The sequence below is a fragment of the Bacillus sp. K2I17 genome, from assembly GCF_002209985.1.
Taxonomy (GTDB): Bacteria; Bacillota; Bacilli; order Bacillales; family Bacillaceae_G; genus Bacillus_A; species Bacillus_A wiedmannii.
Map to the genome: position 1 here is coordinate 118,877 of NZ_NJGF01000006.1, position 20,304 is coordinate 139,180.

The 20,304-nt window shown below is 35.6% G+C and carries 19 protein-coding genes; 3 read left to right on the forward strand and 16 right to left on the reverse strand.

The window, feature by feature from the left end:
- Positions 1-73: 73 nt before the first annotated feature.
- The 11 genes from CER22_RS09850 to CER22_RS09900 all read right to left on the reverse strand — a co-directional run bounded on the left by CER22_RS09850 (position 74) and on the right by CER22_RS09900 (position 11,665).
- Positions 74-2,119, reverse strand: a complete 2,046-nt coding sequence (locus tag CER22_RS09850; protein ID WP_088608667.1) for a class I SAM-dependent methyltransferase — start codon at positions 2,117-2,119, stop codon at positions 74-76.
- Between the two features lie 308 nt (positions 2,120-2,427).
- On the reverse strand, positions 2,428-2,808 hold the full coding sequence (locus CER22_RS09855; protein WP_088608668.1) for a BA_1872 family lipoprotein: 381 nt from the start codon (positions 2,806-2,808) through the stop codon (positions 2,428-2,430).
- 59 nt (positions 2,809-2,867) lie between these two features.
- A complete protein-coding gene (locus tag CER22_RS09860; protein WP_087983012.1) occupies positions 2,868-3,077 on the reverse strand; it encodes a hypothetical protein in 210 nt (69 codons plus the stop codon).
- Positions 3,078-3,507: 430 nt separating this feature from the next.
- Positions 3,508-5,136: a peptide ABC transporter substrate-binding protein gene (locus CER22_RS09865; protein ID WP_088608669.1), complete on the reverse strand. Its 1,629-nt coding sequence runs from the start codon at positions 5,134-5,136 to the stop codon at positions 3,508-3,510.
- A gap of 154 nt (positions 5,137-5,290) precedes the next feature.
- Complete coding sequence (locus CER22_RS09870) at positions 5,291-6,616, reverse strand: bifunctional S-methyl-5'-thioadenosine deaminase/S-adenosylhomocysteine deaminase (protein WP_142293459.1); 1,326 nt, start codon at positions 6,614-6,616, stop codon at positions 5,291-5,293.
- A gap of 53 nt (positions 6,617-6,669) precedes the next feature.
- On the reverse strand, positions 6,670-7,029 hold the full coding sequence (locus CER22_RS09875) for a YunG family protein (protein WP_088608671.1): 360 nt from the start codon (positions 7,027-7,029) through the stop codon (positions 6,670-6,672).
- A 27-nt stretch (positions 7,030-7,056) separates the two neighbouring features.
- A complete protein-coding gene (locus CER22_RS09880) occupies positions 7,057-7,500 on the reverse strand; it encodes a GNAT family N-acetyltransferase (RefSeq protein ID WP_088608672.1) in 444 nt (147 codons plus the stop codon).
- 212 nt (positions 7,501-7,712) lie between these two features.
- Positions 7,713-9,227, reverse strand: coding sequence for an acetyl-CoA hydrolase/transferase family protein (locus CER22_RS09885; RefSeq protein ID WP_088121845.1), 1,515 nt, complete (start codon positions 9,225-9,227; stop codon positions 7,713-7,715).
- Between the two features lie 127 nt (positions 9,228-9,354).
- Positions 9,355-9,999: a LytTR family DNA-binding domain-containing protein gene (locus tag CER22_RS09890; protein WP_088608673.1), complete on the reverse strand. Its 645-nt coding sequence runs from the start codon at positions 9,997-9,999 to the stop codon at positions 9,355-9,357.
- Positions 10,000-10,080: 81 nt separating this feature from the next.
- On the reverse strand, positions 10,081-10,686 hold the full coding sequence (locus CER22_RS09895) for a pentapeptide repeat-containing protein (RefSeq protein ID WP_088608674.1): 606 nt from the start codon (positions 10,684-10,686) through the stop codon (positions 10,081-10,083).
- A gap of 55 nt (positions 10,687-10,741) precedes the next feature.
- Positions 10,742-11,665: an alpha/beta hydrolase gene (locus CER22_RS09900; protein WP_088062995.1), complete on the reverse strand. Its 924-nt coding sequence runs from the start codon at positions 11,663-11,665 to the stop codon at positions 10,742-10,744.
- Between the two features lie 204 nt (positions 11,666-11,869).
- Between CER22_RS09900 and CER22_RS09905 the strand changes: the two genes are divergently transcribed.
- Positions 11,870-12,631 (forward strand): DODA-type extradiol aromatic ring-opening family dioxygenase, encoded by a 762-nt coding sequence (locus CER22_RS09905; RefSeq protein WP_088608675.1) that lies wholly within the window; start codon positions 11,870-11,872, stop codon positions 12,629-12,631.
- A gap of 53 nt (positions 12,632-12,684) precedes the next feature.
- On the opposite strand, the gene CER22_RS09910 is transcribed toward CER22_RS09905, so the two are convergent.
- The 3 genes from CER22_RS09910 to CER22_RS09920 form a co-directional block, all read right to left on the reverse strand.
- Complete coding sequence (locus CER22_RS09910; protein WP_088608676.1) at positions 12,685-13,899, reverse strand: multidrug efflux MFS transporter; 1,215 nt, start codon at positions 13,897-13,899, stop codon at positions 12,685-12,687.
- 167 nt (positions 13,900-14,066) lie between these two features.
- The gene (locus CER22_RS09915; RefSeq protein WP_097889369.1) at positions 14,067-14,918 is read right to left on the reverse strand and encodes a GNAT family N-acetyltransferase; all 852 of its coding nucleotides are present in this window, start codon (positions 14,916-14,918) and stop codon (positions 14,067-14,069) included.
- Between the two features lie 18 nt (positions 14,919-14,936).
- Positions 14,937-15,647, reverse strand: coding sequence for a DUF554 domain-containing protein (locus CER22_RS09920; protein ID WP_088608678.1), 711 nt, complete (start codon positions 15,645-15,647; stop codon positions 14,937-14,939).
- Between the two features lie 211 nt (positions 15,648-15,858).
- On the opposite strand from CER22_RS09920, the gene CER22_RS09925 reads away from it, so the two are divergent.
- Both CER22_RS09925 and CER22_RS09930 read left to right on the forward strand, forming a co-directional pair.
- Complete coding sequence (locus CER22_RS09925) at positions 15,859-16,962, forward strand: CapA family protein (RefSeq protein ID WP_088608679.1); 1,104 nt, start codon at positions 15,859-15,861, stop codon at positions 16,960-16,962.
- A 52-nt stretch (positions 16,963-17,014) separates the two neighbouring features.
- Positions 17,015-17,242 (forward strand): hypothetical protein, encoded by a 228-nt coding sequence (locus CER22_RS09930; protein WP_000910220.1) that lies wholly within the window; start codon positions 17,015-17,017, stop codon positions 17,240-17,242.
- Between the two features lie 90 nt (positions 17,243-17,332).
- Here the strand turns inward: CER22_RS09930 and ilvA are convergent, their stop codons facing one another.
- Complete coding sequence (gene ilvA / locus CER22_RS09935) at positions 17,333-18,595, reverse strand: threonine ammonia-lyase IlvA (RefSeq protein ID WP_088608680.1); 1,263 nt, start codon at positions 18,593-18,595, stop codon at positions 17,333-17,335.
- Between the two features lie 31 nt (positions 18,596-18,626).
- Positions 18,627-20,300, reverse strand: a complete 1,674-nt coding sequence (ilvD, locus tag CER22_RS09940; RefSeq protein ID WP_088608681.1) for a dihydroxy-acid dehydratase — start codon at positions 20,298-20,300, stop codon at positions 18,627-18,629.
- Between the last annotated feature and the right edge of the window lie 4 nt (positions 20,301-20,304).

Genomic DNA, 20,304 nt, shown 5'->3' on the forward strand with positions numbered 1-20,304 from the left:
CTGACTTGTTTCTCAGTATAAAATTAAGAGAACACGCCCTTTAGCTAAAGATTCTTAAAGTTTTTCAACATCATTACCTCTTTTCTAAAACTATAAAAAACGTACTATCCGGTAGCGCAACAGCACTCCCAGACTCATCTTTAAACTCGATTTTCTCGCTAAGATGTTGTGTATATCCATCCTGTAAATAGTTCATAGCTTGAACGATGTTTATTTTATCTCCAAAGATACCCTTTACGAAATCCTTATATTCGTTTGGCGTAAATATTCCAAACTGCTCTTGCACCTCATGAACGAAGGAATCCTCGCCCCATGTATACGTATATAAGAACTCCATTGCATCGTTAACAGGCATTTTGACTGTATCGTCTGCAAGTACCTCATACTGGATTATACGTCCCTTAAATTCACGGACATACTGCTCTAAGAACTTCATTCCGCCTGCATCTTTAAAACGAATCAACCGTATTAACGTTTTATCTTCGGTCATGATGCCATCACGAATGATAATACGGCCTCCTGGCTTTAACACCTCATAGGCACTCTGCAGCCCTTTTTTAATTACTTCATGATTGAATTTCTTACCTTCATACTCTATATAAGAGAACAGCTCATGAAGGATAGAAGAATATACAATCGTATCAACCGATTCTTTTTCAAATGAGCTGCTTAAATTGACTGCATCCCCTTTAATGACGTCCCAAGAACGCCCCTCGTTCTGCTTCTTCTTTTTCAACGTATCAATCACGTTTTCGGAAATATCTATACCGTAGATTCGTTTGTCCTCTGTCTCTTCTTCGATCATGTCTAACATGACACCACCACCGGCTCCGACATCTACAATCGTATCTCCCTTTATATAATCAAGAATAATTCGTTTATCATCAGCTGAGCTATTCATATGTTCCAGATACACTTCTTCATTATGGAATCTATCATATGCATCCTTACGTAACCCGAAGAAATCAAACAGCAGCACATTTGCCCGAGCATGCATCATATCTATCTTTTCTGCCTCTACACAGAAGGTAATTAACGCCTCACCTACAGCAGAAAACTGAAACGATACATACGCAGTCTTCATATCTTCATCGACTTTAACCTTAAAAGAAACATGCGTTGTATTCGGCTTCTCGTTCTCACGGTACTCCCGTAGATACTTCTCAATAACCCGCTTACGATACACGTTGTCCTTTTTCTCACCTTTGAAATCATAGTGCAACTGTTGCATCAATTTTTCGAAATGTATATGCTGAACTTTTCTAGAGCCTATCTCGTTCTTTAACATAACAAAAACTGTCCAAATATCCTCAAAGCTAAGAGCATGCATAGACGGTTCTACATACCACAAATCCTTATCAGATAAAAATGTTTGAACGTCTCTCTTCTCGCTCCCCATAATTATATCTTTTTCAAATACTGACTCCTTATGTTTTGGCGTGAGTCTATGTATGCGAGAAGTAAATGGCTCCATATAACCATCAAACAGGCCATCAATTGTAATCTTCACATCGTTCTTCACTTCACTCCACAAAGCTTTTGATACGCCTTCAATAATGCATTGGTTAAGATAGTATAGAATCTCCTTTAACCTAACGTCTCCGTATTCTTCTTTATATGTGTTAATTAAATCAACATGAGAGTCCAAACGAGCCTCCCCGCGTATATACTGCCCGATTAATCCATGTGTTCTAATTAAATCTCGAATAAACAAATACTCAGTAGAATTTAAGTTTGTCTCTACACGTCCAATAAACTGAATATCACTAAAAATATCAGCAGAACCCTCGTTATGTACGAATAGATTAATCCCGTTTTTCTTCCATTGCTCCCGCTGTTTTAAAGACCCTACCTTTGCAAGCTCACTATACGTTAGTACCTTTTCAATAATACGATACGCTTCTTCATCTAAAGGCAGTCCATCTAACACTTGTAGCGTACGGTGCACATAGTACAACACCGCATCTGTTTTTAATGTTTCAAGTACTTGTACATTCTCATAGTTTTGATGTATCTCCTCTGCCTCAATTAAATACTTTAACCACGTAGGGAGAGTATCGGAAAACCCTTCAATGTATTTATTTAGAATCTCAATGTTTTTCAACTTATTTACCCCCATATATAATCAATATCTGTAGTAAAGTCTGAGACACCTTCTTTAAAAAGATCATCACCCTATGTCCCCCTTTACCATCTAGAACTCTTTCAAATACAAACGCTTCAAACCCAGTCTTTTGCTCTTGTAAAAAAGAGTTATCAGGTTTGTAACACATTCTTTTATTCATCTCTTATTGTAACTTCATCAAGAATTTCGGCGGAATAAACAGTAGGACTCAGCGGATCACTTCTTACATTGATAAACATATGTTGCGATAGAATCAACCGAAAATGGAAACGGCAAGCGGGTGCACTCCACTTGCCGTTTTTTCATAGCTTAGTATGTATTTGAATTTCTTTTGCTTTCTCTTTTTCACCCTTCACTCGTACAATTAAATCATATGATCCGGATTTTGGCGCTTCAAAAGAAAGCAGACCTTCTTTTTGAGAAGTAACTTCTTCTTCATAAATAACCTTATCATCTTTTGTAACTTGCAATAAAATTGTACCTTCCTCAACGGATGCTTCATAAGGAATTTCCACATTTCCTTTTTCAGCTTTAACCGTTTGCACATCGTAATACCCTTGCAACGAACCAATTTTTAAAGTCGTTTCGCCATTTTTTTGAACCTTTGTGACTTGTGTTGCTGTATTGCATGCACTTAACAATACAACAAGAGTGAGAACCATAAATAAACGTAGTAATTTCATAAAAATTCTCCTTTTTTATGTACATGAATTAAAATTCTAACTCTAAATTTTGTCCCATCTTATTTCCCACCTCTTAAAATAGCTTTTTTTACAATAAAATACATAATAGAGAATAGTAAACAAGCTCCCATTGTACCAAAAACTACAATTGAAATTTTACCTGCTAATGTTTCATTTGGATCTAATGCATTAGGTAAGATTGTACCAAAAATTGCAATACAGGCTAATACAACCATAAAATATTTAAATCTTTTTACTTTCTTATTCATACTAATTATCCCCTTTATTCCTTAAACCAAATCCCCATAAACCTACACCAGGACCTAATAGTACATGGAATTTGACTCTACTTTTTCTAGCTTCAAAGCATCCCCCGAGATTCCCAAATTAATATCGCCCAAGTATTATACATACCAATTCATTCATTTAGAAAAAGCCCCGCTCAAATCACACACTTAAGACCCTCTTTTTTTACAATACTCAAATAATTCTATACAAATATCTCTATCAATTCATCTTAATACCTTAATTACCTTTTAAGTATATCAATGACAAAATATATAATCTATTATTTTTTATATAATTAAAAACAAACATAATTACAACAAGAGATTGTTTGTATGCTTCTTTGTACTGTATTCCCTTATTCCATGTACTCTTAAAAAAACCTTACTTTTTAAAAAGTAAGGTTTTTTGTATTTATTCATTAGCAATATAAGCATTCTTATAAGTATAAACACCACCAAATTGATGCTTTTCAATTCCTTTTACATAATCTTTTTGTACGTAAGCTGAGCCCATTTGATAAAGCGGTGCGACCGCAGCATCCTCTAATAGAATACGCTCGGCCTCTTGCAATGCTTCCCATCTTTTCTTCTGATCTAGTACTAGATCGCTTTTCGCTTTCTTTATTAATTCATCGTATTGACGGTTAGAATAATTCATTTTGTTATTCTGATTATCCGTCGTAAAGAGTTCTAAATAACTAACTGGGTCTTTATAATCCGGTCCCCAATTTGCCATAGATATATCGTAATCTCCCGTTTGTTCTAACTGTAATTTTTGCTTAAATGGCTGTTGTTTAATTTGGATTGCGAGTCCCTGCAAATGCTTTTCTAAGTCACCTTTTATATATTCTGCCATACGTTTTGCATTATCTTGTTCAAATGTTAAAAACTCGAGATTTACTTGTTCTACTCCAAGCTCCTTTTTCGCTTCTTCCCAAATCTTTTTCGCATTTTGCAAATCATATGGAGAAAGATCTCCATTTTCTTTTCTAAAATCTTTACCAGTCTCTTCATTTACATGACCAACTGGTACAAGTACACTTGCAGGTTTTGCTCCGTTATTAATAAAATGAGCAACGAAATCCTCTTTATTTAACGCGAATGAAATAGCTTGACGCACTTTCTTATTTGCTAACGCACTATTTTTTTCATTAAAACGTAGCATAGCAATTGCAGGTTCGCTCGACATATGCAATTCCTTACTTCCTTTATACTTGTCTACAAATTGAGAATTAATAGGCACCCGGTCCAAATTACCAGCTTCGTATAAATTAACAGCGGTCATTGTATCCTTTACAATTTGAAAGTTTATCTCGTCTAATTTCACTTTCTTTTCATCCCAATATGTAGCATTCTTCTTTAATTGAAACTCTTGTTCATGCTTCCATTTCTCTAATACAAATGGGCCGTTATATATGAGATTACTAGGTTCCAATGCATAATTCTTTCCTTGTTCTTTCAAAAATGACTCATGCTGTGGCAAGTAAATCGGCAGTGCTAACAACTGTAAAAAATACGGAATTGGCTGTTCGAGTTCCACTTCTAACTTATAATCATTTATAACTTTAACCCCAAGTTCATCAAGAGGCATTGTTCCCTTATTTATCTCTTTCGCATTTTTCACATGAAAGAGCATGTACGCATATTGAGACGCTGTTTCAGGTTTAATTGCACGTTTCCACGCAAACATAAAATCATTTGCTGTCACACTGTCTCCATTTGACCATTTTGCATCTTTACGCAAATCAAATGTATATTTTTTACCATCTTCACTTCTTTTAAACGATTTTGCTACTGCTGGAATAGGCTGATCTTGATCATCTAATACATACAAACCTTCAAATATGTTTTGCATAACATGTGCTGATGTACCATCCATCGTTTTCGCAGTATCAAGAGAAGGGATTTCTTCCGATACCGTTACATGTAATACTTGTTTTTTTGCCTCTATGTCACTTTTATTCGCTTTATTATTACAAGCTGTTAATAATAAAGATGTAACAAGTGCCATTACCATTAAATGGCTCTTTTTTCGCTTCATGAGTTGTTCTCCTTAAGTATAATATATTATAAAGCGTAATATATTATAGCAGAAATACTAACAGAAAGATGCGACATTCTTTTGAATATTTATTCGTCCAAGAAAAAAGCTATCCTTTTAAAAAAGGATAGCTTTTTCAACTACATATAATTACCTATCTTTGCAAACCTCGTTTATAACGACTCGCTTCAAATATAATACGCTCTTCATCTAACGTTTTACATTCGCCATTCCAAACGACACGTTTTCCGTTAATAATTACATCGCTTATATCTTTTCCACTAGCAGCATATACAAGGTGCGATAACACTTCATCTGCTGGTTGTAAATGCGGCTTATTAGATGGATCAATTGTGATAAAATCGGCACACTTTCCGACCTCAAGTGATCCTGTTTGTTTCATGCCGATTACTTCAGCAGCTCCTTTAGTCGCAAGTGTAAGAGCTGTTTCAACTGGTAGTGCTGTTGCATCTTGATGAATGCCCTTTTGTAATAATGTTGCTATACGCATTTCTTCAAACATATCTAAATTGTTGTTAGATGCCACACTATCTGTTGCAATTCCTACTTTCATTCCTGCTTCTAACATTGCTTTTACATTCGCTATACCAGATCCTAGTTTTAAATTACTATTCGGGTTATGAGCTACTCGAACATCATGTTCTGCTAAAAATGCACGTTCATTTTCATTTAATACTACACCGTGTGCAATAACTGTTGGGCGTTTAAACAACCCGCAACTTGCTGCATATTCTACTGGACGTTTTCCGTACTGTGCTTCAATATCACGTACTTCACGCTCTGTTTCCGAAAGATGAATATGAACCATCGTTTGATTTTCTATTGCAATTCGTGCGCATTCTTCTAACAGTTCTGTGGAACATGTATATGGACTATGCGGTGCAACCATCGTAGTTAACATACCACTTTCATTATAGTAACGCTTCACATATTTTTCAGCTTCTTCAATTGCTTTCTTTTCATCGTCTTTCGTTCCGAAGCTAAATAAAGTTCTTGAAACTGCAGCTCGAATTCCACTCTTTGATACCGTTTCCATAATTGCATCTTGATCTACTCCAATTGGATTAAACATATCAGAGAATGATGTTGTACCACTTTTCACCATTTCAAGTAATCCTAATTCCGTGCTAGCGACCGCAAGCTCTGGCGTAAACTGACTTTCAAGTGGCCAAATTCTCGTCTCAAGCCATGGCTGTAATAACATATCATCGCCAATACCTCTTAAGAGACTCATTACAACATGTGTATGTGTATTTACAAGCCCTGGTAAAACCCACTTTCCTTTCATATCAATTACTTCATCTACTTCAAAATCATTAGCGAATTCTCCGCTCTTTACATCTATAATTTGATCATTTTCTACAATGATATATCCATTTTCTATCACTTCATTTTGTTCATTCATCGTTACGATTGTAGCGTTTACATAAGTTGTTTTCAAAAGTATTTCCCCTTTCAACTCTATGAAGTTCCCTTTAATAAGTTACCACCATTATAGTAACTTATTAAAGATTAAGAGTCAAAAGATAATTTGAATTCTTTCATTATCTTTTCCTTCAAAATGCTATATTGTTTTTCATTTGTATCTGCAAATGCTTCTTCTCGATTTGATTCCACATCCAAATAATTCAATCTTCCATTGAACTGAGTCTCTGTAAAATCAAACCTTTGTCCAACTATACAGTTATAAAAATGCCACACCTCCCCTACTTTTGTCTTTTTGATTTTTCCTCCGTATATATCTTGAACGACTAAAGCCGTTATACCACACTGTCCCTTTGCCGGATTCTCAATAGTCCACTTTAAACTTGTTTCAATCGACCATGATTTTACTAGTGCTTCATATATCCTCTTTATCTTTACATCATCCATTCTAATCTTCTCCTACTATTAATTGTTTTACACATCATGTTGCAAAAGAGGCAGTAAACGATCCTCAAAAACCGTTGATGGTGTCTCTCCTATTAACTTTGCTCCCATCTTCAAGTAAAACCCTTTTGCATTCGGATCACTATCAATTGTAAAACTTTTTATTCCTAGCTCATTTGCTTTTTCTAATACATACTCCCAAAGTATTTTCCCGTACCCTTTTCCTTTGTAACGAGGATGAATGTACAAGAAATCAAGAGCGTTATCATTACGTAAAAATGAGAAAAAACCAATCTTCGTATTATCGTTTTCTAAAACATATACAAAATTATTTTTTATGTACTCATCAGTAATTGTTAAATCTTCCTTACAAGCAAGTATGAATGCTTCGCTATAGTTCCACGTTGCTTTTGAATGTAGTGCAAGTTCACTTAATTCATTTGCTTCACTTAATAACGCATTTCTTATCTTCATGATTCTTTCTCCTCACCTTTGATATATAAACTATTAAAATGATTCGAAAAGTAATTAAAAAAACCTCTTATTTCCGTAAATAAGAGATTACTTTTATAATTCCTCATAATAGGTAACAATTTTTTAAAAGAAAAAAACGCCATTCCTGAAAATTGGCGTTCTTTTTCTTTTAACCTTTATGGCATATTATATTAAGAATCATTTTTGCACTTCTAAACAGTTTCTACTACCGCTTCAAGCATTGTTCCATTTTTAGCATAGTTTGTATGCCAAGAAAAAGCTTTTTCTAAAATATGAGGAGTTTGTCCACCTCTTGTTTTTGCTTCCTCGTAATAAGCTCGTAGCTGTTCACGATACATTGGATGTACGCAATTCTCAATAATTAGTTCCACTCTTTCTCTTGGCGCAAGCCCCCTTAAGTCAGCATACCCCTGTTCCGTGACGATAACATCTACATCATGTTCAGTATGGTCTACATGAGAAACGAAAGGAACGATGCTTGATATGTTGCCACCTTTTGCAATCGATTTAGTAACAAAAATAGCTAGGCGTGCATTTCTCGCAAAATCACCCGAACCACCAATACCATTCATCATTTTTGTACCTAAAACATGAGTAGAATTAACATTTCCGTATATATCTAATTCTAAAGCAGTATTAATCGAGATTAATCCAAGGCGACGAATGATTTCAGGATGATTAGAAATCTCTTGCGGGCGCATCATTAATTTGTCACGATATTTTTCAAAGTTAGAAAATACTTGTTGCATTTTCTCTTCAGAAAGCGTGATGGAGCAGCAGGAAGCAAAATTGACTTTCCCAGCATCCATTAGATCAAAGACCGCATCTTGTAAAACTTCAGAATATACTTCTAAATCTTCAAACTCCGAATCTAGCATGCCGTGCAATACTGCATTAGCAACTGAACCAATTCCCGATTGTAACGGTGCTAAACGATTTGTTAATCGGCCTACTTTAACCTCTTCTCGAAGGAACTCTATTAAATGCTGTGCCATAATAACAGTTTCTTCATCTGGAGGAACAATTGTCGATGGCGAATCCAGTTGATTCGTAAACACAATTCCCTTCACTTTTTCAGCATCAATTGGGATACCGATTGTTCCAATTCGATCATCCGTTTTTACGAGCGGAATAGGGAGTCTTTCCCCTTGTTTACCTGGTTCATATAAATCATGCAGCCCCTCTAATTGCGTAGATTGAGCCATATTCATTTCAATAATAATGGACTTAGCATTTAAGGAGAATGCTAAGGAATTTCCAATTGAAGTGGTTGGAATAATCATTCCATCTTCAGTAATCGCAACCGCTTCCAAGATAGCGAAATCTATATCCATAACGTCAGCACGAAGTAACTCTGCTGTATGAGATAAGTGCTGATCCACAAATAAAAAGTCCCCGTTATTAATTCCTTTTCGCATAGTTGCATCTGCTTGGAAAGGCAATCTTTTCCCTAAAATTCCTGCCTCAGCAAATAATTTATCTACATCCGAACCTAAGGAAGCCCCTGTATAAACATTTACTTTAAAAGATTTATCATTCTTAACTCGGTTTACAAGTGCAAATGGGACTGCTTTTACATCACCAGCACGTGTAAATCCACTTAATCCTAAAGTCATTCCACTTTCAATCCATGAAGCTGCTTCTTCAGGTGTAACTACTCGATCTTTTAATCGTTGATCCCTAATTCTATCTAAATTATTCTCCATATGTAATCCCTCTCCCAATGAATATTCATAATTATTTTACACATTAACACCATCAAAATAGGGATTTTCTTACACAATGCCGAAAATTCAGACAAAACAGCGAATCTAGGTTCTAAAGCAGAAAAATTTAGAATCCTAGAAGCTTACGAAAATAGCTAGCGTATGACTGACTCACTGGTACCCCCTCTCCGTTATCCATAGAAAGTACAAAAGTAGAATGCGTATCAGGGTAAATCGCTTTAATATGATTAACATTTACAATAAAGGAACGGTGGCATCTAATAAAGGAATCTTTCGGCAACAAGTATTCGAATTCTTGTAGCGAGTACTTATGTGTTCCTGTTAACTCTTCTGAATTCACATACGTCTTTTTATCTTTAGCTTCTAAATACATGACCTTTGAAAAAGGAACCGGAACCCATCCGTCTGTTGTTTTTAAAGTAACGACTGACTTTCCATCCGTTAAAGCGGGATAAATCGCCGTCACGCAACCTTCAATCTTTCCATTATTTGAAAATGGTACGGCCATTCCATGATAAGGAATACCGAAAACATCTCGGTTAATAAACTCAGAGGCTTTTTGCTTCGTTACCATTGCTTTATGAGCAATCGTCCCTTCCTTAATAGGATCCCCGGCGCTAATCTTTAAATCAATTCGTTTACTTGGCCGATAGTAAATATATTCTTTCGTATTCGAAACGGCAATTGATATTTCATCTGAAAATAATTCCCCAACTACATCTAGTAGTATACCTAACGTTTTATCTTCCATAGTATGAACACCTCATTTACTATTATACTACTATTATGATTTAAAAAACCGTTCAGCATTTTGAACGGTTTTACAAACTATTTAGTTCACCTTAGCCCCATAACATCTTGCTACTGCAACTGCCTGTGTTATATCTAATTTTACATTTTTCAAATCAAAACTTGTAAAATCAATTCTATCAACTATCGCCCCTTTTAAATTTGCACCGCTAAGTTTCGCCTTACCTAATTGTGCACCGGTTAAATCCGCGTCACGTAAATCTGCTTTTTCTAAATTACATTCATATAGGTCCGCTTCAATTAAACGTATTCCCTTTAACATTTGTTTACTTAAGTTCGCGAACCTTAAATTCGTATATGACCAATCACCCGATATGATAGTTATTCCGTCTAAATTCGCTTCTTCAAAATCAGAGCCGGTCATTTTACATTCTTCAAACTTCGATACGAATAAATTCGCACCAACAAACTTACAATTCGCAAATGTAGTTCCTTTATGGATAGAAGCGTTAAAAAGAGCACCGGTAAAATCACATTCTATGAAATTACAATTTTCAGTAGAAACTTCCGATGCATCTATCTCTCTAAAACGGCATTTTATGAACGTACAATTTTTCAATTCCTCTTCTTTAATCAAAACATCTTGAAAATCTATTTCTACATATTCTTTATTTACAAATTCACACATAACTACTCCTCCATCTCCTTAAAGAAACCTCACTTCAAAAAAGTGAGGTTCCTTCTCATACAATATGCTTATCTAACCAAGAAATCAAATCTTGAAATACTTCATCTCGATTTACTTCATGGAACATTTCATGTCTTCCATTTTCATATAAACGCAGTGTTACATCTTTCACATCACATTTTTTATAGTTTTCATATACTTCTTTTACACCTTTCCCCATATCCCCAACAGGATCACGATCTCCTGAAAAAATATGTATTGGAAGGTTTTTCGGTGTTTTTTTGAACTCTTCTAGCTTATTTACTTCTAATACACCAGAAAACAATTCACGATAAAAACTCGTCGTACAAATGAATCCACATAACGGATCCGCAATATATTTATCAACTTGATTATTATCTGAAGATAACCAATCAAATTTCGTACGATTTGGTTTAAAGTGCGAATTGAAATTTCCGAATGATAAAAAGTTTAACATAGGACTTTTCGTTTTTTCTCCGCGTAATTTCATCTCAATTGTCGCTACTTTATGACCGATACTTCCTAATAACCCTGGATTTCCACCAGTTCCTGAAATAAGGAATCCATCATATAATTCACCTTTCAGTTGTACAGCACGTCTTGATAAAAAAGAACCCATGCTATGGCCAAGTAAAAATAACGGGCATGTCTGCTCTTTTCTTATCGTTTCTGATACAAAAATAACATCAGACACAGCCTCATTCCAACCTACATTTGGTTTAAAATGACCATAATCTTCTTCTCTTTTCACTGTTTTCCCATGACCTTTATGATCATGTGCATAAACACCATACCCTGCTTTTAATAACGCAGCAATAAAGTCTGTATAAACACCTGCATGTTCTGTCATACCATGTGCAATTTGAATAATCCCTCGCGGATCTCTTTCTGGTAGCCACTTACGTAAATAAATTTCCGATCCATCCAATGCCGTAACGAAACTTTCCTGTACGTTCATTTCGTCAGCCCCCAACTCTATTATGTATATCAAAAAATGAATATCCATTCATTATTCTTATTATGTATTATATGCAATTGCCTTCATTATGACAAATGACCCACTTTTCCAATTAGCTCTTAAACTAATATATTGACGAACAGAAAATGAAATTATATAGTTACTTACATAAAGTAATTATTATATTTTGGGGAGGTTTCTATTATGATGCCATCATTATTTTTAGCACACGGCTCACCGATGCTTGCTATTCAAGATACAGACTATACAAGGTTTTTAAAAACTCTTGGCGAAACATACAAACCGAAAGCAATTGTTATTTTCACCGCTCACTGGGAAAGCGAAGTATTAACGATTTCTTCATCAGATAACGAATATGAAACAATTTATGATTTTGGAGGTTTTCCTCCTGAGTTATACGAAATCAAATATCGTGCGAAAGGCTCTTCTAACATTGCATCTATGTTAGAAACAAAATTTAAAAACAAAGGTATTCCAGTCCATCATAATATGACGAGAGGTTTAGATCATGGCTCATGGACTCTTCTGCATCGCATGTATCCAGAAGCAAATATTCCTGTTGTCCAAATATCAGTCAATCCATTCCTTGCTGCAAAAGAGCAATTTAAGATTGGCGAAGCACTAAAAGGACTTGGACAAGAAGATATTTTAGTAATCGGGAGCGGTGTTACCGTTCATAACTTACGAGCTTTAAAATGGAATCAAACTACACCCGAACAATGGGCAATTGAATTTGATGATTGGATTATTAAACATATGCAGACTACTGATAAAGATGCATTATTTAATTGGGAGAACAATGCCCCTCATGCACAATTAGCAGTACCAAGAGCAGAGCATTTTGTTCCTTTATTTATCGCTATGGGAAGCGGTGAAAATAACGGTGAAGTCATTCACCGCAGTTACGGGCTTGGTACATTAAGTTATCTTTGTCTTCAATTTTAAAGAAAAGGATGAAGCAATCGTCGCTTCATCCTTTTTCTTTTTCATTCACTTAGTTAACTAACTTCCAAATGTCGTTTCTCTGATACCTCTTCGTTCTTATTGTGAAAATAAACCCAAATGCACGCAATAAATAATAGTGATGAAGTAGAAAAGAAAACATATTGGAAGCCCGCATGTGCTGCAATTTGTCCACCAAGTACTGGTCCAATCATATTTCCTAAAAACTGAAACGATTGATTATACCCAAATATTCTTCCCGTTACATGGGTTGGTGTATGTTGTTTTAGTAGAGTTTGTACGGAAGGTAATAGTCCTGCTTGTGCAATACCTAATAAAAAGCGAAGAATTAATAGTTGCCAAGCCGAGGTTACAAATGCTTGCGGAATAAAAATAATTCCTGCCGCAAACAACGCCACAACTAACGTTTTTTGAGGTCCAATACGATCTGATAATCTCCCTAACTTAGGAGCTGCCATAATAATAGCTAAACCTGTCGCAGACATGACTGCGCCTGCAATCATTTCAATATGAGCCGTTCCTGGGCCTTCTAAATTCTTTACATACAATGTAATAATAGGTTGAATTGACATGTTCGCAAGTTGAATAATAAATGTTGTTACAAATAAACTAATAATTAAATGCTTTGCTGGAACCATCGTCCATACTTTTTTCGGTTGTGCTTTTTTTGCTTGAGCGGAGTGATTCTCTTCATGTAGGAAGAAAAAAACGATGAGAAAAGAAAGGAATAAAAAAGCTCCTGTAACAAGAAAAACATGGCGCATTCCAATTAACTCAGACAAGTATCCTCCAAGTAACGGGCCAAGTAAAGAACCGCTCACGCCCCCAGTTGAAATTGTGGAAATTGCCCAACCTGAATGCTCTTTCGGAGTTTCTGCTGCAATAAATGTCATCGCCGTTGAAAGGAAACCAGATACTGCTCCCATCAAAAACCTTAGTGCGACTAGTTGATACACATCCGTTACAAACCCCATAAGCGTCATAATAATCGCCATACCAAGGCTCGCACGAATCAGCATCAATTTCCGTCCATGTATATCACCAAGCTTTCCCCATATTGGTGATACGATCGCACCCATTAAAAATGTTATACCAAATGCAAGTCCCGACCACTGTGCAATACTAGAAGTGCCAGTTACTCCTAATTCCTCAATATAAAAAGATAAAAAAGGAATTACTAAACTCATACCGGCTGCAGTGGTAAAACAACCTAGCCAACAAATCATTAAATTTCGTTTCCAGCTGGCCATTTTCACACCTTCTTTCTTTAGATACCCATTCTACACCCTTTCTTGTAAAAAGTTTAGTAATTTGCTTTATTTGTAAGATTTACTACAAAACCCGCTATTTTCTAGTGAAAACCACTACATCTCTACATTATTTTCATAAAAAAACCAACTCCCATATATGGAGTTGGTTACTTATTCTCTAACGGTATTAAACGCGCATCACAATTTCGCTCATAAAACTCAATCGGACCTGCTTGTCCAATAATTGCGTATTCATATCCTTCTTGCTTCATACTATGTAAACAACGATGTAACAATTCCTTACCTACACCTTTCACGCGATTTTGTTTCGCTGTGCCCATTGGACCAAACAATCCCTTCTTTCCTCTCACTACATCATAACAAGCGAAACCTACTATCACTTCTTCTTGTTCTGCTATATAAATAGGGACATTTTCTTTATATGTACGAAATCCATACTCTATTGAATGTAACCAACGTTCACCAAATTCCTCATTAACAAAACTTGCTAATTTTTCAAAATCAGAAGGGCTAGCCTTTCTAACAGTAAAAGTTAAATGATTATAAGTAGGAACAAAACATTTTAGGTCGACCGCTAAATCTCTTGGCTCAGCTATAATACGTAATATATCTTTTTGTATTTGTGCATTTCCAATAAACGTATCCATGCGGAATAGCGCATATATAACATGCCCTTCATTTATTATTACTTGCTGGAAACGTTCCATACGTTTCTTCGCTATTTGTAAAATTTCTAGCACCTTATAAGATACCTTATATTGTCCTATTTTTTTATACTCTTGATACGGTGAATCGTATTGTTTTCGTATTGAAAATTTTTCTAAAAAATCCGTACCCAAGTTACGAAACAAATACATATACAACTCGCTACAAACTCCAGTGCCTTCTTTACTCATTCCGATAAACAGATGAATTGATTGAATAATATTATTTTCCGCCTCTTCTGCTGCAATCTTCAATATGTTATGCACACGTTTTGTATATTGAAATTCCTCCATATATATATCCATCCCCTACTACTTTACTATTAAACCGTAAATAAGTGAAACAATTATTCCAACTACCAATATACCTGGCAGTAAATTTGCCACTTTAATTTTAATAATACCAAGTAAGTTCAATCCAATAGCGGCTATCATAATACCACCTGTAGCTGTCATTTCCACTATAAATTGATTCATTAATTCTTTCGGGACCAAACTATTAATTTGTGTTGCAAAAACCGCAATCCCTCCTTCATATAAAATAACTGGAATCGCCGAAAATACTACACCAATTCCTAAAGTTGTCGTTAATATAATAGAAATAAATCCATCGATAATCGCCTTTGTAAATAAAATGTCATGATTGCCGCGAATCCCGCTGTCGAGTGCACCAAGTATCCCCATCGCACCAATTGCAAAAATTAAAGTAGCTGTTACAAAACCTTCTGATATGCTCCCTTTCCCTTTCGATCCAACTTTATTTTCTAGCCAATCTCCTAACTGTTTTAATTTCCCCTCTAATTGTAGCCATTCCCCGATGACGGTACCAATAACTAAACTTAGTATGACAACAAGAAAATTTTCACTTTTCAATGCCATTTGAAGTCCAAGCACAGTAACCGCTAAACCGATTGCATGCATAATTGTTCCCTTCATACTTTCTGGAATCCTACTAAATAATTTACCTAGTAAAGTACCAAATATAATACAAATCCCATTTACAACTGCTCCTAATATAACCATCTCTCGTTCTTCACCCTTCGAATTCTTTATTTCTATATTTTGGTTTATACATTGATTTACAGGTTATCTATATGTTAACTTAATATTGAGAATATTAACAAATGTTTTCACTACATAAACTGCATTTGTAGTTATACATAAAGTGAAACTTTAACTAGCGCGAGTTTTATTGCCCACAAATTGCGGTATAAACTCAAAAGGGAAGGTATTTATGAAAACTTTACTAAAACGATTTCTGTTAATAGCCTTTTGCATTACACCAATTGTTTTATTAGTTAACTACTCTTTTATTTCAAAAGCGAAAGACAAACCCGATTTGCAAAACAAATCTAGTAAAACAGCTTCAACAAGTGAAAAGAAAATAGAAGACAAGGAAATCACACTCACCTTCTCTGGTGATACAATGTTCGATTGGCAATTACGTCCTGTAATCGAAAAAAACGGGGCTGATTATCCATTCCAACATGTAAAAGAAGAAATAACAAAAGCTGATATTTCTTTCGTTAATTTAGAGTCAGCATTTACAACGAGAGAAAAGAAAGCTCCTGGACAACTATTTTGGATTAAAAGTGATCCATCTACACTAAAAGCTATTAAAAACACGGGATATGACATCGTAAATATTGGGAATAACCATACACTTGATTATGGGCAAGATGGATTATTAGACACGATTTCTCACGTTGAAAAATTAAAGTTCCCTTACATTGGAGCCGGAAAGAATGCAAAGGATGCATATACTGCACGAGAAATGACTGTAAAAGGGAAAAAGTTCAAATTTCTTTCCTTCGTTCGATTTATGCCTGATACGAATTGGGTAGCTGGTGACAATAAACCTGGCGTTGCGAACGGATATGATTTAAATCTTGTAACAAAAACAATTAAAGAGCAAAAGAAAGATGCAGACTATTTAATCATCTATATGCATTGGGGCGTTGAAAAATCAAATCGTCCGGTAGAATACCAAAAACAATATGTACCTAAAATGGTTGAAGCAGGAGCTGACGCGATTGTCGGGAGTCACCCGCATTGGTTACAAGGATTTGAGTATTATAATAACGTTCCTATCGCTTATTCATTAGGTAACTTTTTATTCCCAAGTTATGTAAGCGGGAAAAGCGCCGAAACTGGCGTATTAACTTTAACTTTTAAAGGAAAGGATGTCCAAATGTCATTCAATCCTTACATCATTCGCAACAACCAAATCTCCCCTGTAAATGAGGACGAAAAGAAAAAAGCTCTACAATATTTACAAACAATTTCAACTGACATAGAAATTGATGATACAGGGAACATAAAAAACAAACGAAACTAGACAACGCAAGATTTATTTCTCTGTAACATACTTTACAGAATAGGTGATGAACATGCTGAAAGACTTATTAGAAAATGTAAGTTTGTTAGAGAATATTTATAAAATATCTATAGCCGTTCTACTTTTATGTTCATTTTTTTCTGTTAGACTTCTAAAAAAAATAAAACGTGAACGAAAGCTTACTACCTTTGAATTTACTATGTATGTAATCATTCGTATTGCGATATTCTTTTGGTTAACTAGCTTTATCCTTCTTGAATATGGAAAATATATTGTTTAATTATAAAAAGATAGATACAAGCAGCATTTCCGCTGTTTGCATCTATCTTTTTTATTTCAGGTACAACTGTATGTTTCCTCTTTCCTTCTATTAAATAAGTAGATCAAACAAAACAGGATTTTTATTAAGCTCCATAATTTGAATATTATTTTCTTTAAAACGAGTAATTAATTGCTCATAATCCTCTTTATGTTTTAATTCTACGCCGACTAATGCTGGACCATTTTCTTTATTATGTTTCTTAATGTATTCAAAGCGAGTAATATCATCTCCTGGACCTAATCCTTTATCAAGAAATTCTCTTAGCGCACCTGAACGCTGCGGGAATTCAATGATGAAGTAATGTTTTAGTCCTTCATAAATGAGCGAACGTTCTTTCATTTCTTGCATTCTATCAATATCATTATTTCCACCACTTAGCGTACATACAACCGTTTTACCTTTTATTTCATCTTTGTATAAATCAAGCGCTGCAATAGATAGTGCACCAGCAGGCTCAGCTACAATTGCATTTTTCTTATACAGTTCTAAAATCGTCGTACAAACCTTCCCCTCTGGTACTAAAACAATGTCATCAATTACATCTTTACACGTTTCAAATGTTAACTTTCCTACCTTTTTAACAGCTGCCCCATCAACAAAACTATCTATTTTCTCCAATGCGACATTATCATTTTGAAGAAAAGCCTCTTTCATAGATGCAGCTCCCATTGGCTCTACACCAATAATCTTTGTAGCAGGACTAACACCTTTAACATATGTACCAACACCTGATGCTAATCCACCACCGCCGATTGCTGTAAAAATAAAGTCAACCGATTTCTCCATATCATGCATAATTTCAACTGCCACTGTTCCTTGACCAGCAATAACATACGGATCATCAAACGGATGAACGAACGTCATTCTATTTTCCTCACAATAGCGCTGTGCTTCTTGGAACGAGCTATCAAATGTATCACCAACTAATACAATTTCCGCAAAATCACCACCGAAAAATTGTACTTGCGATACTTTTTGTTTAGGTGTCGTTGTTGGCATGAAGATTTTTGACGGAATCTTCAATAAATTACACGTATAAGCAACTCCTTGTGCATGATTGCCAGCACTTGCACAAACAACGCCGTTTTGTAATTGTTCTTCCGATAAGCTTTGAATCAAATTGTACGCACCACGAATTTTGAAAGAGCGAATCAATTGTAAGTCTTCTCGTTTTACATAAACGTCACAATCATATTTCTCAGATAGAACTGTATCACGTTGTAACGGTGTTTTAATAACGATATCTTTCATGCAATTATGAGCCATTAAGATATCTTCAATTTTCACTCTCTCCTTTACCTTCTGCACCATCTCATATCATCCTTATCTCTTTTAAATTGGCTCAATCAAAATCCGGGATTTTTAGAACTGCACCTGTATTCGCCGATGTTACCATTTGTGCATAACGCCCAAGCCAGCCAGTTTTCACTTTCGGTTCTGGTCGTTTCCATTCTTTTTTACGCTGATCTAATTCTTCATCACTAACTCTTACTTCTAACAATCTTTCCTCAACATCGATACAAACGATATCCCCTTGCTTGAGAAGTGCAATCGTTCCCCCCGCAGCTGCTTCTGGCGAAATATGTCCTACCGAAATACCACGTGAAGCTCCAGAAAAACGTCCATCCGTTAATAGCGCAACATCTGCACCTAATCCCATACCAGCAATCGCTGACGTTGGTGCTAACATTTCTGGCATACCAGGACCGCCTCTTGGTCCTTCATAGCGAATAACAACTACATCGCCTTTCTTAACCTTTCCAAGCATAATGCCCGCAAGTGCCTCATCTTGTGAATTAAAAATAACGCAAGGTCCTTCAAATCGTTTTACTTCTGTTGCCCCACTTTTAATAACTGCCCCATCTTTCGCAAGGTTTCCTTTTAATATACGTAATCCCCCTTCTTCACTATGAGGGTTTTCGAGAGAATAAATAACTTCCCTATCTTTAATCTCTGCATGAGCAATGTTTTCTCTTAATGTTTGCCCAGTAGCAGTAATACGGTCTAAATGAAGCACCCCTTCTTTTCGGCTCATCTCTTTCAAAATTGCACTAATTCCGCCTGCTCGATCAATATCCTCCATATGCCAATTGGAGGCAGGACTTACTTTACATAAATGTGGTACACGTCTTGAAACGGCATCAATGCGGTTCATATCGTAATCTAAACCCGCTTCTTGTGCGAGCGCCAATGTGTGCAACACTGTATTTGTTGAACCGCCCATCGCCATATCAAGCGCGAACGCATCATCAATTGCTTCTTCCGTTACAATGTCTCTCGGTTTAATATCTCTTTCAATTAAAATCTTTAATTTCTCTGCTGCTTGTTTAATTAATTCTTCACGTCTTGGATCAATAGCTAAAATACTTCCGTTACCAGGAAGAGCTAAACCTAATACTTCACATAAACAGTTCATAGAGTTCGCTGTAAACATACCAGAACAAGAACCACAAGATGGACAGCCATGATCTTCAATATCCTTTAATTCTTCTTCTGAAATTTTCCCAGATTGATAAGCTCCTACTCCTTCGAAAACAGAACTTAAATCGACAACCTCCCCTTTAGAAGTCTTCCCAGCTGCCATCGGTCCACCTGAAACAAAAACAGTTGGAATGTTAATACGAAGTGCAGCCATCATCATACCGGGGGTAATTTTGTCACAGTTTGGAATACAAATCATGCCATCAAACCAATGTGCATTTACAACCGTTTCTACTGAATCTGCAATGATTTCACGACTCGGAAGCGAATAACGCATACCGATATGCCCCATCGCAATACCGTCATCTACTCCAATTGTATTAAATTCAAATGGAACCATACCTGCTGCACGCACTGCTTCTTTAACAAGTTTTCCAAACTCATTTAAGTGCTTATGACCTGGAATAATTTCAATAAAAGAATTACAGATAGCTATAAACGGTTTATCAAAATCTTCATCTTTCAAACCAGTTGCTTTTAATAAACTACGGTGCGGTGCTTTATCAAAACCTTTTTTAATCATGTCACTTCTCATCTTG